Annotated in this window: 13 protein-coding genes; 12 read left to right on the forward strand and 1 reads right to left on the reverse strand. The window is 37.1% G+C overall.

Features of this window, described 5'->3' with window-relative positions:
* Window positions 1-704 precede the first annotated feature (704 nt).
* The 12 genes from HDE68_RS05315 to HDE68_RS05370 all read left to right on the forward strand — a co-directional run bounded on the left by HDE68_RS05315 (window position 705) and on the right by HDE68_RS05370 (window position 14550).
* A complete protein-coding gene (locus HDE68_RS05315) occupies window positions 705-1433 on the forward strand; it encodes a tyrosine-protein phosphatase (protein ID WP_183879614.1) in 729 nt (242 codons plus the stop codon).
* Window positions 1434-1620: 187 nt separating this feature from the next.
* Window positions 1621-2430 (forward strand): polysaccharide biosynthesis/export family protein, encoded by an 810-nt coding sequence (locus HDE68_RS05320; protein ID WP_183879615.1) that lies wholly within the window; start codon window positions 1621-1623, stop codon window positions 2428-2430.
* A 24-nt stretch (window positions 2431-2454) separates the two neighbouring features.
* Complete coding sequence (locus tag HDE68_RS05325; protein WP_183879616.1) at window positions 2455-4818, forward strand: GumC family protein; 2364 nt, start codon at window positions 2455-2457, stop codon at window positions 4816-4818.
* A gap of 6 nt (window positions 4819-4824) precedes the next feature.
* Complete coding sequence (locus tag HDE68_RS05330; protein WP_183879617.1) at window positions 4825-6366, forward strand: hypothetical protein; 1542 nt, start codon at window positions 4825-4827, stop codon at window positions 6364-6366.
* Window positions 6360-7103 (forward strand): 3-deoxy-manno-octulosonate cytidylyltransferase, encoded by a 744-nt coding sequence (locus HDE68_RS05335; RefSeq protein ID WP_260171626.1) that lies wholly within the window; start codon window positions 6360-6362, stop codon window positions 7101-7103. The genes HDE68_RS05330 and HDE68_RS05335 overlap by 7 nt, the downstream gene beginning before the upstream one ends.
* Window positions 7087-7719: an HAD family hydrolase gene (locus HDE68_RS05340; protein WP_183879618.1), complete on the forward strand. Its 633-nt coding sequence runs from the start codon at window positions 7087-7089 to the stop codon at window positions 7717-7719. The genes HDE68_RS05335 and HDE68_RS05340 overlap by 17 nt, the downstream gene beginning before the upstream one ends.
* Entirely contained in the window at window positions 7716-8951 is a 1236-nt protein-coding gene (locus HDE68_RS05345; protein WP_183879620.1) for a hypothetical protein, read from the forward strand. Before HDE68_RS05340 ends, HDE68_RS05345 begins: the two co-directional genes overlap by 4 nt.
* The gene (locus HDE68_RS05350; protein ID WP_183879622.1) at window positions 8935-10182 is read left to right on the forward strand and encodes a hypothetical protein; all 1248 of its coding nucleotides are present in this window, start codon (window positions 8935-8937) and stop codon (window positions 10180-10182) included. The genes HDE68_RS05345 and HDE68_RS05350 overlap by 17 nt, the downstream gene beginning before the upstream one ends.
* Window positions 10139-11188 carry an alpha-2,8-polysialyltransferase family protein gene (locus HDE68_RS05355; protein ID WP_183879624.1) on the forward strand — a complete coding sequence of 350 codons (1050 nt, stop codon included), beginning with the start codon at window positions 10139-10141 and terminating at the stop codon, window positions 11186-11188. The genes HDE68_RS05350 and HDE68_RS05355 overlap by 44 nt, the downstream gene beginning before the upstream one ends.
* Window positions 11189-11211: 23 nt before the next feature.
* Window positions 11212-12321 (forward strand): glycoside hydrolase family 99-like domain-containing protein, encoded by a 1110-nt coding sequence (locus HDE68_RS05360; RefSeq protein ID WP_183879626.1) that lies wholly within the window; start codon window positions 11212-11214, stop codon window positions 12319-12321.
* A gap of 10 nt (window positions 12322-12331) precedes the next feature.
* Window positions 12332-13453, forward strand: coding sequence for a glycosyltransferase family 4 protein (locus tag HDE68_RS05365; protein WP_183879628.1), 1122 nt, complete (start codon window positions 12332-12334; stop codon window positions 13451-13453).
* Window positions 13444-14550 carry a DUF1972 domain-containing protein gene (locus tag HDE68_RS05370; protein WP_183879631.1) on the forward strand — a complete coding sequence of 369 codons (1107 nt, stop codon included), beginning with the start codon at window positions 13444-13446 and terminating at the stop codon, window positions 14548-14550. Before HDE68_RS05365 ends, HDE68_RS05370 begins: the two co-directional genes overlap by 10 nt.
* Window position 14551: 1 nt before the next feature.
* Here HDE68_RS05370 and HDE68_RS05375 read toward each other — a convergent pair whose 3' ends face one another.
* The gene (locus tag HDE68_RS05375; RefSeq protein WP_183879633.1) at window positions 14552-16114 is read right to left on the reverse strand and encodes a capsule assembly Wzi family protein; all 1563 of its coding nucleotides are present in this window, start codon (window positions 16112-16114) and stop codon (window positions 14552-14554) included.
* Between the last annotated feature and the right edge of the window lie 17 nt (window positions 16115-16131).

A 16131-nucleotide genomic window follows, 5' to 3' on the forward strand; every position in this document is an offset into this window, starting at 1 on the left:
TGGTCTGTGAGCCTGCAGTTTTACAGCCGGATTTCTGTGTAATACAGCTAAACCAATTGTTTTATACGCTTAAATCCACATTGATCGGGTATTTCAATTAATAAATTTCACTATTTGTGTTAGGGGAATTGTATTAATTTATGTGATTTTATTTATACTTTTTATTTATTTATTATTGATTTTATATGTTTATAGTGTGTTTTATTTTGTGTTTTTGGTGTAATAAATTAATTAAAAGTGTCTTTTTGAGTGGTTTTTTAATTTTAAAGCTCAGTTTGAACAGCGTTTTTGTGTGCTTAAAGCGTATTCCTGTAAGTTGTGATGTGTTTTTGTCTTATGTTTGTTACATTAAATTAACTGAGTTTGATGCTTGTTTTTTGTTGTCGTTGTTTTGTGTTTTTATGGTGTTTAAATTGCTTTAAAGGCTATTTTATTCTTTTTATTGACTGTTTTTGATTATAAAAATTCCAGTCTTATAATGAATGTTTTTGTGTTTTGATCTCAAAAAAACGGTTTTTACCTGGTTTTAAAATCCTGGGTTTTTTGACCTTAAAAATTGCAGTTGACAAAAAAAACACAATAATTTAATGTTTAAATCATTTTATGTATCAATAAATTTGTACTTTCGTTAAAAAACATACAGTGTTGATCTTCTATTGAAGAATTTAGATTTTATTGCTTTACGAAATACCATATTATAAAGAATGTTTACCTTTTTTAAGAGAAAAAATCAAGTTGAAGATATAGAGTGGCTGGGTGTTGATATCCATTCGCATTTGCTGCCGGGAATTGATGATGGATCGCCTGACCTGGAGCAGTCTTTGAAATTAATCAAAGGGTTAAATAATTTGGGTTTTAGTAAATTTTTGTGTACACCGCATATTTTTGAAGAATTATATCCTAATAATTCTAATACAATTGGAACTGCTTTGGATGAAGTCAGGAATGAATTGAAAAACAGAGGTTTAGATGTTTGTGTTGATGCTGCTGCTGAATATATGGTTGATGAGAATTTTAAAATCACTGATGAATTGCTTTGTTTGCCGGGTAAATATGTTTTGATTGAAATGTCTTATCTCTCGGAAACCCCTGGTATAGATCAGGTCATCTTTGAACTGAAAATTCGTGGTTATCATGTGATCCTTGCACATCCTGAGCGTTACAGTTTTAACCATGATAACCTTGGCCGCTTCAATAGGTATAAGGAAATTGGTGTGCTGTTCCAGTTAAACTTATTGTCTGTTTGTGGTTATTATGGTAAAGAGGTTAAGCGTGCTGCTGATTATTTACTGGAAAATTCACTTTATGATCTTGCGGCTACCGATTTGCATCATAACAGGCATTTACACGGGCTTTCGGCTGCGATTACCAGCGGTTTTTTATTTAGGAAATTAGGTGGTTATAACTTCAGGAACAAGGAGTTATTCTCCTGATTCTTTTTTATAGCTGTTACAATTATTGAATTAAAGCCCGAAGATCCTGAGTATTGATTAATACCGATTTCAATTCAGATAAAACGATTTAAATATTCCGTAGACATAGAAAGAATATGTTTTGAAAATTAAAATAACCCGAATACAATTATAAAATTAAAACCTGTTAAAAACGCCTTATCCACCTATGAGAAGAAGTTTTAAAAACGGTAAAATCAAAAACAGCGCAATGCTGTTTTTGGCTTTGCTTTTTGCATCATGTGCAAGTACAAAAAATGTGCCTTATTTCCAGGACATTACGTCTGCCGAAAAATCTGTATTAGCAAATACAGCTGCATTCACAGAACCAGCTATTCAGCCGGATGATATCCTTTCCATTTCTATTTTTACCATTGATCCTGCTACCTCAATGGTTGTAAATCAGGTAGGTACGCAAGCTTTAAGCAGTGTTCCGGGGCAAGTGCCGGGGATTGCTTCAACAGCTGCAGCCGCTGGATTTTTAGTAGATAAAAATGGTGAAATCGATCTGTCTATCATTGGTAAGGTGAAAATAGGGGGCTTGACAACCTTTCAGGCCAGGGATTTAATTAAGGAAAAGGCTGCTGTTGTTTACAAGGATCCGAATGTACAGGTGCGCTATGCGAATTTTAAAGTAACTGTTTTGGGTGAAGTTGGAAGACCTGCTTCTTATGTATTGCCAAATGAGCGGGTAAGCGTGCTGGACGCTTTAGGTTTAGCTGGTGACCTGACTATTTTTGGCAGACGTGAAAATGTACTGCTGATCCGGGAAAATAATGGTAAAAAAGAATTCGCCCGTCTCAATTTAAACTCTTCTGAAGTGTTTAACAGTCCTTTTTATTATCTCAGACAGAACGATGTGATTTATGTCGAGCCTAATAAAGGAAAAGCTGCTTCTTTAAATCAGGCAAGAACGCAGACTTATGCAATTATTGGAACTGCGCTCTCAGTTTTAATTGTCTTATTTTCAAGGCTTTAGTTAATAATCTCTTAGTTTAAATCAATGAACAATCAAATTGAAAATAGAATATCAAATAAAGACGAGCCTTTAGATATTAAGCAAATACTATCACGTTTATTATATAATTGGTATTGGATTTTATTCTCTGTGGTAATTTGTGTAACGCTGTCTGTTTTATATGCAAGATATAAAACACCGGCCTATAAAATATCTGCAAGAGTTCTGGTAAATGACGAGAAAAAGGGCAGTGGCATGATGGCTGGCAGTGATATATTAGGTGATCTGGGAGGTTTATTAGGTGCTAAAAGTACTGTAGATAATGAGGCTGAAATCTTAAGAACCAGGTATCTGATGGAGCAGGTCGTAAAAGATATGGGTTTGAATATAACCTATTACAGAAAAGGACGGGTTAAAAACACGGAGCTTTATCAATCGCCTGTTATTGTTAAAATAGTAAGTGCAGAGGATACAATTAAAGAGACTAATGTTGATATCGAATTTTTAAAAAATAATCAGGTGGCTATCAGTTCTAAAAAACTGGATACACTGGTTAATCCTGACCGGCCATTTAAAATCCCGCATGTAGGTACAATCCTGATTTCAAGGGATGCGGCTGTTAAAGATCTGTATAGTAAATACAGGGCGAATATTACTTCTGTTGATTCCAGGGTTGCTGATTTAATGGAAGACCTTACGGTTGAGGTGAAGAATAAATTGATAACGATTGTAGATCTTTCCCTGAATCATCCTATCCCTAAAAAAGGGGAGGATATTCTGAATAAACTGATTCAGAATTATGTTCAGGAAAATGTAAAGGATAAGAACGAAATAGCGGATAGCACAGTTAAATTTATTCAGAACCGTTTAAGTTTTATTGGCAGGGAACTGGGAGATCTGGAAGGTAATATCCAGGGCTTTAAACAGAAGAATAATCTTGCTGATATGACCGAGCAGTCGAAATTGCTGGTGCAGACTACTGGTCAGTATGTGAGTGATCTGAGTAAGACAGAAACGCAGATCAGTATTCTTAAAAGTTTACAGGAATACCTGAAAGACGGTACTAAAAATAAGAGGGTTTTACCCAGTTCTTTAGTTCCTGCCGATTTAGTGTTTAGCAGTGCCGTAGAAAAGTTCAATACTTTAACACTCGAAAGAGCCAGAAGATTAATCGGTGTTACTGAGGCTAACCCTGCAATTATATTAATTGATAAAGAAATTGCGAATGCGAGAGCAGATATTGAAGCCAATCTGGTTACGACACTGGATGCATTTACGATCACCAGGAATAGGTTAAGCAATCAAATGAAAAAGGCGGAAACCCAGGTTCGTGGTGTTCCTGAAATTGAACGTAATTACCTGAATCTGGCCCGTCAGCAGCAAATTAAGCAGGAGCTTTATCTTTTTTTAATGCAGAAAAGTGAAGAAACTGCGATTTCTAAAACTTCAAACATCTCGAATTCCAGAACGATAGATCCGCCTAAATCTGAGGTTAAGCCGTTTAACCCTAAAAAGGCAATGATTTATGTAGTAGGTCTTTTTATGGGCTTATTGATACCGGTATCGGTTCTTTATTTAAAAGATGTTTTAAATGATAAGATTCAAACCAAAGCAGATATCAGCAGGCTGACCAGTGTGCCTGTAATCGGAGAGATCAGTCATAATGAAGAAGACAGTAATCTGGTCGTTGCCAATAGCTCCAGGTCTGCAGTATCAGAGCAGTTCAGGGCTTTAAGAACTAATCTTTCCTTTTATATGAAAACTAAGGAAGAAAAAGTGATCCTGATTACTTCAAGTATGTCTGGTGAAGGGAAGTCTTTTGCAGCAATTAACCTGGCTAATATCCTGGCTTTATCGAACAAAAAAGTTCTGTTAATGGAGTTGGATTTGCGTAAACCCGGCTTATCTGCCAAGCTGGATATTTCAAATCATGTAGGTTTTACGAATTATATTATAGACTCTAATCTAACGGCCGGGGATATTGTAAAGCCATTGAGTATCCATAAAAATTTATCTATAGTAAGTTCTGGGCCGGTTCCTCCAAATCCGGCCGAAATGTTACTGGATGATCGTACAAAGGAATTAATTGAAGAACTCAAGCAGCAGTTTGATTTTATCATTATAGATGCCCCGCCAATTGGAATTGTTGCTGATGCGCAGCTGATGGCTGTTCATGCAGATGTGTGTATGTACATGGTCAGACAAAACTTTACTTCTAAACAGCAACTGAATATTATTGATGATTTGAGCAGGAATGAAAAGATGAGAAATATCGGAATTGTTGTCAACGATATCAATGGTCATGGTTACGGCTATGGTTACGGTTATGGCTATGGATACGGCTATGGCTCTTATGATACTCCAGAAAATAAAAATAAAAAGTGGTTTAATAAGTTGTTCAAATCTTAATTAATTATGTTTAAAATACTTGATTGTACCTTACGGGACGGTGGTTATTACACGAACTGGGACTTCGATAAAAGTTTAGTCCATACCTATCTTAATTCTTTAAACAGCCTGCCGGTTGATTATATAGAGGTTGGATACCGAAGTATACCTATCAAAGATTATTATGGTAAATACTTCTATTCTCCAGTATATGAATTGCAGGAGCTGAAGAGCCTGACGACAAAAAAACTGGTGATCATTTTTAATGAAAAAGATATCAGGGTAGAACATGTTGCTGATTTACTTCAGCCAATTATCGGTATTGTAGACATGGTCAGAATTGCATTGGACCCCCAGCAGTTAGGCAGGGCATTGAAATTGGCTGCAGAAATCAAGAGATATGGTTTTGAAGTGGGTTTCAATGTAATGTATATGTCTAAATGGAAACAGTACGGGAATTTTGTGGAAGAATTGAGTGGTCTGGACGGATTAGCTGACTATTTTTATATGGTAGATAGCTATGGTGGTGTTTTTCCGGATGATGTGAAGCAAACTATGGACCTGATCAGGTCTAAGACTGATTGTAAAATTGGTTTTCATGGGCATAATAACCTGGAGATGGCTTTAATCAATTCACTGACTGCGGTTGAATATGGGGCAGATATTGTTGATTCAACAATTCTGGGAATGGGCCGCGGAGCGGGAAATCTAAAGACTGAGTTGTTGTTGTCAGTTTTAAATACCAAATATAACATGGACATAGATTTTAATGCTATTGGAAATGTGGTAGATGGTTTTGATAAGTTACTGAAAAAATACGAGTGGGGGACTAACGTACCTTATATGATCTCAGGCTCAAATTCATTACCTCAAAAGGATGTAATGGATTGGTATACAACCAGGGTCTACTCGCTTAATAGCATGGTGAGGGCACTGCAGAATCAAAAGAATAATATCAAGGATAATGAAGAGCTGCCGGTTTTTAAACCTGCAAAATCTTATAGTAAAGTATTGATTGTTGGCGGCGGGCCTAACTCGGCAGAACACTCCAAAGCAATTATTGAATTTGCGAATCAGACGGTGGATATTGCTGTGGTACATTCCAGCTCAAAAAATGCTTTGTATTATAAAGATGTTCAGGCAGATCAGTTTTACTGTCTGGTTGGCAATGAAGGTCACCGTCTGGAGAAAGTATTCAGTGATCTTGGTGATTTTAAAGGTACCTGTGTTTTTCCTCCTTTTCCAAGAAAAATGGGGACCTATATCCCTGCTCAGATCCATGACTCCTGCTTTGAATTTGAGCAGATTTCTTTTACGGATAAATTCAAAGATTCACATAGTCTTCTGGCCTTGCAAACTGCAGTGGAGCTAAAAGCAGAAGAAATTTATATTGTTGGATTTGACGGGTATCAGGAAGCTTCGATCTCGCAGCTGGAAAGAAGTCTGGTTGAAGAAAATGAGTTCCTGTTCCAGGTATTCCAGCAAACTTATGATACAGCGCTGGTTTCATTGACGCCAACCCGCTATAAGATGTTAAAGTCTGGTTCTGTTTATAGTTTAGTATGCTAATGGATTTTATTGTAGTTATTCCAGCCAGGTACCAATCCTCCCGGTTTCCAGGCAAACCTCTTACTATTATTGATGGTAAGAGCATGTTACAGCGAACTTATGAACAATGTGTTCAGGCTGTAGATAAAAGTTTAATTTATGTGGCTACAGAAGATCAGCGCATTGTTGATCACTGCCGTCTTTTGGATATTCAGGTCTTACTGACTTCTGATCATTGTCTGACGGGAACAGACCGCATAGCTGAGGTTGCTGATCTGGTCAAAGCAGATTATTATATTAATGTTCAGGGAGATGAGCCTTTGTTTAATCCGGATGATATTAAAAAAATAATTTCCAGACTGGATACCTATCCCGGAGAGATCCTGAATGGATATTGTTCCATTACTGACGAAAGGCAGTACAGAAGTAAATCTGTACCCAAAGTTGTTTTCAGGCCTGATGGCAGACTTTTATATATGTCCAGAAGCCCTGTTCCTGGTAATAAAGGATTGGATTTTGTCAAAGGCTGGAGGCAGGTTTGTATTTACGCATTTCCTTTCGCTGCTTTAAAAGCTTTCGCTTCAGAAAAAGATAAAACTACGCTCGAAGCTGAGGAGGATATCGAAATTTTAAGGTTTCTGGAGCTGAATTACGAAGTGAGGATGGTTGAGCTTTCCAGTGAATCAATTGCAGTGGATAATCCCGAAGATTTAACAGATGTATTAGCTAGATTAAAAGAAGATGCTATCAAAATATAAGGTTTTGTTATGGGATTTTGACGGGGTTATTATGGACTCTATGCCTATCAGGTCAAAAGGTTTTGAATTGGTGCTGGCTAAGTATCCAAAAGAACAGGTTGATGAGCTGATGGCTTTCCATGAAGCTAATGGCGGTTTGTCCAGATATGTTAAGTTCAGATATTTCTTTGAGGAAATCAGAAAAGAACCAGTCACTGAGGAGCAGGTTTTGGTATTGGCGGCTAAATTTTCGGAGATTATGCTGTCCTTACTGATGGATAAGGGATTGCTGATTCAGGATAGCGTTGAATTTATCAAAAATAATCAGGAAAACTTTCAGATGCATATTGTATCGGGGTCTGATGGCAAAGAACTTAAGATTATCAATGAATCGGTAGGTCTTTCCGGATACTTTAAAACGATCAATGGTTCGCCAACACCCAAAAAGCAATTAGTTGAAGATGTGCTGGCAGCTTATCAGTATGATAAAAAGGATGTGATTTTAATTGGTGATTCTATCAATGATCTTGATGCAGCTTCATTTAATGATATTTCATTTGCGGGTTATAATAACACGGAATTAAAGCGTGTTTCTGAAAATTATATTGAGCAGTTTACCTGTAATCCTGACCAATGAAATTAAGTATCCTCAAAACGGTTTTATTTGAGTCCTTAAACAGATTTTGTACGCTGGTTATTGTTTTGCTTGTTTCGCGGAATTTTTCGGTGAGTACTTATGGTTATTTTTCTTTGTTTATCACCATAACCTCTATCGGGCAGACTGTAATCGATTTTGGCTCACAAAATTTTGGTGTAAAGGAGCTGATTAAGTTAAAGGATCTTACAACGATTAAAGACATGGTCAGGACAGTGAGTACCTTCAGGTTTATTGGTTTTGCCATCTGGGTACTGTTCTCTATCGTTTATTCTTTTTTCATCGAAGACTCTTTTACTTTTGCCTCCCTTTTGATTTTATGGGGGCTGATTTATCTGTACTACTGCGACTGGATTTTAAAAGGGGTGGGTAAGATTTCCAGTCAGGCATTAATTAACCTGGTTACAAATGGTATTGCTTTGCTGGTGCTTTATCTGCTGATCTGGAAAAAGCTGGATTTAAGTAACAGCTATATTATAAGTGTGGCTAAAATCGGCCCTTTACTGGCTGCTGCTATTATTTCCGGCTTTTTCTTAAAATGGATGACTAAATCTAACCTGGTACTGGTTGCTATAAAAAAAACGTGGCCAAAAAGCCAGTTCAATGAAACTATGCTTTTTACTACCGGTAGTTTTTGTGCCAGGGCCTATAATTCAATAGGATTGATTCTGGTGGGATTTCTGACTGATAAAACTTCATTGGGAATGATTTCTTATGCTTTTACTTTTTATAATATCTTTAGTATGGGCAGGGCGATACTGATCACTTCTGTTTATCCTTATTTCTGTAAGCTTGACAGGCAGAAGGCGCTTAAGTTATCATTGTATTTAAATCTGAGTGCAACGGCAGGATTCATATTGTTCCTGCTGGTGTACCTGAATTATTCAAATGAGATTATACATATTATCGTCCCTAAAACAACGCCGGTTTCTGAGATAATCAGGTTCAACTTTAATGTCGGTGTGGCTTTGATAGGTGTGGTTTGTATGTCCTTTTTTACCATTACTTTTTTACAGGCATTTGAAGGGGGCGGGATCTTTAATAAACTCACTGTTTATGGTTTGATTATCGTGCTTGTCCTGAATCTTGTCAGTTATTTTCTGGGTTATCTGAGATACAGTTCGATTGTATCGCTATTAGTTGCAGAATCATTGATCGCACTCTATTCTTATAGTTATATATTCAAAAAAAGACCGGATGAGAGCATTGGTTAACAGGTTGTTTTTAAGTCTTGTAGTATTGCTTCCCTGGCATTCGCTGATTGTGAACGGATACCTGAGAAAGTATTTTTCATTGATTGTACTCTGGAAAGAACTGGCTGTTATTGCTTTGTTTATATTGGCTATTACACATAAAGGGCCTAAAATAGCGGGGATGAAGCTGATTGTGCTTTTATGTACGGTTTTTCTGTTGACTGCGCATCTGGTATTTAATAGTATAGGTGTGCTTGCGGCTTATAGTTACCGGATTTATCTCCTGCCTATTCTGATGACTATTGCGCTTTATAAGCTGGCAGATCTGATTGACTGGGAGAAAATTGCGAAATGGTTTATAACCGGGGCTTTCATAATGGCCATATTTACGATCATTCAGCAATTATTTCTGGGAGAAAGCATATACCTTAACGCTGGTTACCCTGTCAATACTTTTAGTGATGAAAAGCTCAACTTTACTTTTTATATCGGATACGGTCTTTTGCAAAGAGGGGCAGGAGGGTTTATTGCGCCAATTCCTTATAGTGTATATCTGATCCTTGCTTTAGTCTTATCTTTTAAATATAAAGAATTGTTTAGTGCCAGATTTGCGAAAGCTGTAAATATGGTTTTAACCATAAGCCTGGTGCTTACTTTTACCCGTTCAACGATTGCGACCTATCTGTTTTTCTTTGTCATCCCTTATTTGAATTTCTTTACCCGCAAGACAGTGAAATATCTGCTGGTACTGGTATTTATTATAATCATCCAGTTTTTTGTAGTTCCTGCTTCTATTCAGGAAATGGAACTGGGCACGATTGATACTTTCTGGAGTAACAGTACTTCTCTGGAAGATACCAGTTCTGCAGGTCATTTTGAAAGTCTGGACAGAGGGTTTAAGATCGCCTGGGAAAATATAGGCAACGGAATTGGCCTGGGTAAAGTGGGGGCGCATACCGCTGCATTTTTTGATAATGCATTAGTTATCGAATCAGGGTACCTGTCGGTGATTATTGAGCTGGGTTTATTAACGGCCGTTTTTATCTTCCTGTCTTTTCCGCTGGTGCATTATAAAAAAGGGTCCCTTTCAACAGTGATTATCCTTGTTTATCTCGCTGTATCATTCCTTTTACCCTTAATCTATTATGTAGAATTATCACTATTAATTCTCATAACCATTGAAGCATTAAATAAAGACAAAAATCTATATGTTGATAATAGTAGGAAGTCCGTGGCAGGCTCTTTTAGCTAAGAGCTATATCCTTAAAGAAAATATAACTGATCCGCAATATGTGATAGAGAAATCTTCTCCAAAATCATATGCAGAGATTGTGAAAATACTCAATGCTGAAGAAACCGCAATCAGGCTTATAGTAGAATGGGGGCAATTATCTGTGCTTTCCAGAGCTAAAGCAGCTAGCGCATCAGCATATATTGATTTTATAATTGAATCCTTAAAGCACGAATATTTTAAAAAAGTTGAAACTATTCTCGTGTTTTCGGAGCAAACGGTCTTGTTTAAAGTTATCTATGATCTTTTTGGGGACCGTAAGATTTATATCAAATCGGAGGATGGTATTTTAGATTATTTGCCTGGAATAAGAGGGCATGGGTTGTTAAAACTAATGGCTGGATATTTGTTTTTACGGTCAAAAGTAAAATATTATGGCTATAAAAATTCTTATCATATTTTTAATAAAGTAATTATGTCTTGCAGGGTTGAAGAGGTTGACCCAAAAGGTTATGTTCCTTTGTCCTATCTTAAAACTGCATTTCTGACAGTTTTGAAAGACGCTTACCAAATAACTGCTGATACATTTAAAGATAAAGACGTGTTATTATTATGCCAGTCTCTTTCTGAAGATAAGGTTGTGTCATTACAAGAAGAGATGAGGCTCTATGAGAAATTTATACAAAGGTGTAATGAGTTAGAGCTAAGTGTGATTATTAAACCTCATCCGCGGTCATGTGCAGAAAAAATTGAGGCTTTAAGTAAGCTGACTTCTGATAAAGTTGTATTTTTTGAAGACTATGGTCTGCCGGCTGAGTATATGTTGCTAACTGGAAGATTTAAAGAAGTTGTAGGTATCTATTCGAATACAATTATCTATGCAAATGAATTTTTTGGGGTGAAGGGGATTTCTTTACTGACGCCCGGGATGATTGGGCTACTGGAAAGAAAAGAAAAAAAGAAATTTACTTATATCTATGCTCAGCTCAGAAAATATTTTAGTGATGAGTATACGGTTTTTGAATAACATATAAATAATCTGATCAATATATGGACTCGACATCATTTTTTTCGTTAAAAAAAAGTATTGTATTTCTGTGGTTTGTGATAGTTTTTGTTGCTGACCATTCTCTTGCTAATGCTCAGGGGAACCGGAACCGTGAGATTAAATTGGGTGCTTATTATTTTGATGGATGGACAGGGAGATATACGCAGCATATCAGTCCAAAACTAATGAATTCTTTTGCAGAGAGAAAGCCTAAATGGGGTTGGATTACAAGTTCACAAAAGATAGTTGACCAGCAAATTCTGGCTGCATCGGGAGCGGGGCTTTCTTTTTTTAGTTTTTGCTGGTATTACAGTGGGAAAGATAAGTATAAAGGCGAGCCTTTAAATAATGCGCTGAAGTTTTTTCAAAAATCGGCTTATACCGGAAAAATGCAGTATTGTTTGATGGTGGCAAATCATAAGGGATTTGAAATCGGTAAGGAGGACTGGGCTATTGTTCAGGCAGAATGGATCAGGCAGTTCAAAACTGCTGGTTATTTAAAAGTGGACGATAAACCATTGCTGATTTTGTTTTCAGTACAGAGCCTGATTGATAATCTTGGATCTGTGGATTCAGTGAGGAGTGCTTTTCGGACTTTAAAAACTGCGGCTATATCCAGTGGATTAAATGGGGTAACTATTGCTGCCTGTGTATCTGGTGATAAGCGGAGTATAAGTCAGGCAGAAGAGTGTGGTTTCGATATTTTAACTGGTTATAATGAACATAATGCTGGTTTGGCATCAAAGACGACTCAGCAAATTCCGATTGATAGTATGCAGGCCGCTGAGAAGCGATTGTGGAGTAGGGTAGTAAAAACAAGTCATTTAAATTATATACCGGTATCAACGCTAAACTGGGACCCCAGGCCTTGGTCGGCGCCAAATAATAAATATGATACAGCGCCTTATTTTGTTGGGTATTCTGAGAAATCGGTTTACAAATCTGTTTCGGGTATGGTCAGTTGGATGGGTAAACATGCTGCTCAAATTACTCATGAAAAAATAGGTATTCTTTATGCCTGGAATGAAAATGGAGAAGGAGCGTATCTTACTCCTTCTGTAAAAGGGCCTGATTTTTTGAGGGGTCTGCAAAAAGCTTTAAATAACAATTAAATAAAAAATAATGAGTTTGCTACAAAAGAGAATAAAAATTTTATTGGATGCACATATTTTTGATCATTCTTTTCAGGGTACTGCAACCTATATGTATGGGTTATATTCTGCATTGGTAGAATTTGAAGGATTAGAGATTTTTTTATGTGCACATAATATTGATCATCTGAAAACTTTGTTTCCTGATCCTAGATTTCAATTTGTTAAACTGAATTCTTCTTCAAGAATGAAGCGTTTGCTGAAAGAATATCCACGTTTAATTAAGGAAGGGAAATATGACTATGCTCATTTTCAATATTTAGTACCCTTTGTCAAAAATTGCAAATTTATCAATACAATTCATGATCTGCTTTTTTTAGAGTTTAAGCAATATTTTCCCTGGACTTACCGGATGAGCAGAAAAGTGCTTTTTTTACTTTCAGCAAAAAGATCTGATATTATACTGACGGTTTCGGAGTACTCAAAAATAGATGTGTCAAAAAGGTTTCTGATCGATCAGCAGCATATTCATGTTACTCCTAATGCAGTAGCGGTAAGTCCTCTTACTGATCCAGTGGTGAACATCAAAGAGAAATATGGAATTGGAAAATATATTTTATACGTCAGCCGTTTTGAACCTAGAAAAAATCATCTTGGATTATTGACTGCCTTTTTGAAATTAAAGCTTTATGATCAGGGCTACAGTTTAGTTTTTATCGGAAGTAAAAAAGAAAAAATTGAACAGAATGCTTTTAATGAGCTGCAAAAACTTATTCAGGAGAATAACTCTGAATATATTCATTTCCTGGAGGGAGTTAGCTGGCCTGACCTCAATGCTTTTTATCATCAGGCAGAGGTCTTTGTTTTTCCTTCGCTGGCAGAGGGCTTTGGTATACCACCGATAGAAGCGGCGATGAACGGATGTAAAGTCATTTGTTCAAATCAGACTGCTATGTCAGAATTTGATTTTTTTAAGTATTTATTTGACCCTAATAATCAGCCGGAATTTGAAGCTATGTTACAGGCTGTACTCAAAGATCAGGATTATCCTTTTGAGCAGATTAGGCAAGCCATCAACCTGAAGTATAACTGGGAGGTGATAGCCCATAATTTTTATCATATAATCAGTAAAGATCAGTCAATATGCGCATAGCGATCGTCGGGACAAGGGGTATACCAAACTATTATGGAGGTTTTGAACAATGTGCGGAATATCTTGCGCTGGGACTGGTTAAAAAAGGTTTTGAAGTTATTGTTTATAATTCTCATCATCACCCTTATCAGGAGAAAGAATGGAATGGGGTTAAATTAGTGCATTGTTATGATCCTGAAGATAAAATCGGTACTGCCGGACAGTTTATTTATGATCTGAACTGTATTCTGGATGTGAGAAAAAGGGATTGTGATATTATTTTGCAGTTAGGATATACCAGTAGTTCTGTATGGGGCTGGATGTTACCTAAAAAGGCAGTCGTTACCACTAACATGGATGGACTAGAGTGGAAACGTACCAAGTATTCAGAGAAGGTGAAGAAATTTCTAAGATATGCTGAAAGTTTGGGGGTGAAATACAGTGATCATTTGATATCAGATTCTATAGGGATTCAGGACTATCTGAAAGATAAATATCAAAAGGACTCTACATTTATAGCTTATGGTGCTACTGTCTTTGAAAGCCCGGATATCAGTGTGCTTTCCGGATATGGACTGATGCCCTATGGTTATCATATGTTAATTGCGAGGCTGGAGCCTGAAAACAGTATTGAAGTGATTCTTGATGGGGTGGCTCTTGCAAATCCTGATGTTCCTTTTTTAGTTGTCGGTAAACATGAAACTTCTTACGGAAATTATCTGAAAGAGAAATTTGCAGCTTATTCTCAAATTCAGTTTATAGGAGGGATTTATAATATTGATATCTTAAATAGTTTAAGATATTATTCTAAAATATATTTTCATGGACATACGGTTGGTGGTACAAATCCGTCGCTTTTGGAGGCTATGGCTTCAAGCAGTCTGATCTGTGCGAATGATAATCCCTTTAATAAGTATATCCTGGAAAAAGATGCGCTGTATTTTCAGGATGCAGAAGATGTTCGCAAGCACTTATTAACAGTAGATTATGATCGTGATCTGTATCAATTGATGATTGCAAACAATTTAGATAAGATCACGAAAATATATGACTGGGAAATCATTGTCGGTCAGTATGAGCAACACTTTATAGCGGTGAAGGGTTTGATAAAGCGTTAATTTAAAGGTTTTTCTTTAGCTTCAATTGCAAACCATAAGAATTATATAAAAGTTTACCCTGATCAAGGGCTGTGGCAAAACCTATGCTGCAGCCCTTTTTTATTGCTTTCATACTTTCCAGGTAAAAGGAGAATTGCTGTACAGGAACAAAGATATTTGTTGTTTGGGGATTTCTGATGGAACCTGTTGATCCGCCATAGATGCTGGTTCCAAAAGTACCATAGTTTTTGGAGTAAGAGAGTTTGGAAGAAAAGATCCAGTTGTACAGGCTCCCCGAAAGCCCCAAATGAAATGCAACTATTCTGTTATTGATAAAATAATCCGCATAGCGGTAAGCTTGTCCTGTTCTGGCGTCATTTCTGGTGGTGATGAAAGGGGTTCCAACACCCATGGTTTTGTAAGACCATCCTTCCATATAATAGAAATTATTGTAATAATCTTCATCACCAGATTTTGTTGGAACTGACCAGGGATAACCTGCCTGATCTTTTGAGTAGAGGAATTCAAATAATACCTTTTTCCATTCAAAACCCCGGTTGTCGGGGTTGTAATTTTTATTTTCTATACTGATACCATTTAGCCCGTCTCTGATATTTGCGAGTTTAGATAGTGCACCTACATCGTAAAAATTCTGGCGGTAAATCATGACGCTCAGGTTATTGAAATCGTAGGTTGCCCCAATGTCAACAGAACCGAGCTGATTGCCTATTTTAGAGGTAGGGATGCCTTTCGATCCGTAAGATTTTCCAGTGGCGACATAAAAGAATGATTTCAGGGACGATAATTTGAAATTTGGGCCAAATGCTTCTCTTTCATTACCCCAGTATACCTGGTGATTAAATCCACCGTACAGGTTTAATTTCCAGTCTTTTTTACCAAGGCGTACGTACAATGATTTCTGGTGGAAATAGGTTACAGGATGTGTGTTTTGAATATAATAAAGAGGAGGGTTTGGAGGGGTGCCACTGATCACATCCAGAATTCTTGTTTTTCCAACCCAGCCATGAGCGAAATTCCCTTTAAATGAGAAAAGGCCGTCAAAGGCGGGAATTCTGTAATAATCTGGAATTGAAAGTTCTATTTTAGGTATGCCTAATGAGTTTCCGGATACGGCAAAATTACCAGAACTTAGAGCGGTGTCGCCATTCAGTCCCATTACATCTTTGCTTCTGCCTCCTTTTAATTGGAAGATGCCCGCTCTGATCTTGGCATAAGCTTCTATAAGCAGCAGGTGGGATTCTTTGCCGGCGTTCACTCTTCCATCAAAGCCAAATCCCCAGTCTATCGGTTTTTTCTTTCCTGAATTGATAGCTGTGATAGTGGGTGTGTCGTAATCCCGGTAAATTCTTCCTGTAAAACTAGCGGATGCACCGGGTGAAGGAACTGATCCGAACTGATTGGAGCGCATCCAGAAAGGGACTTCGCCATTGGATGTTCCAGTGACCTGGGTCTCTGCTTCAGCGTGTATATTTCTAAAGGTTTGTGCTTTTATTTCTATCGTGGAAATAAAAAATATGGCAGGTATCAGTAGTAAGCTGATATTGGTTGTTCTGGCGAAATTCATAAAAGGATCAGGTTGAA

Origin of the sequence: Pedobacter cryoconitis, assembly GCF_014200605.1 — a bacterium.
GTDB classification, from domain to species: domain Bacteria; phylum Bacteroidota; class Bacteroidia; order Sphingobacteriales; family Sphingobacteriaceae; genus Pedobacter; species Pedobacter cryoconitis_B.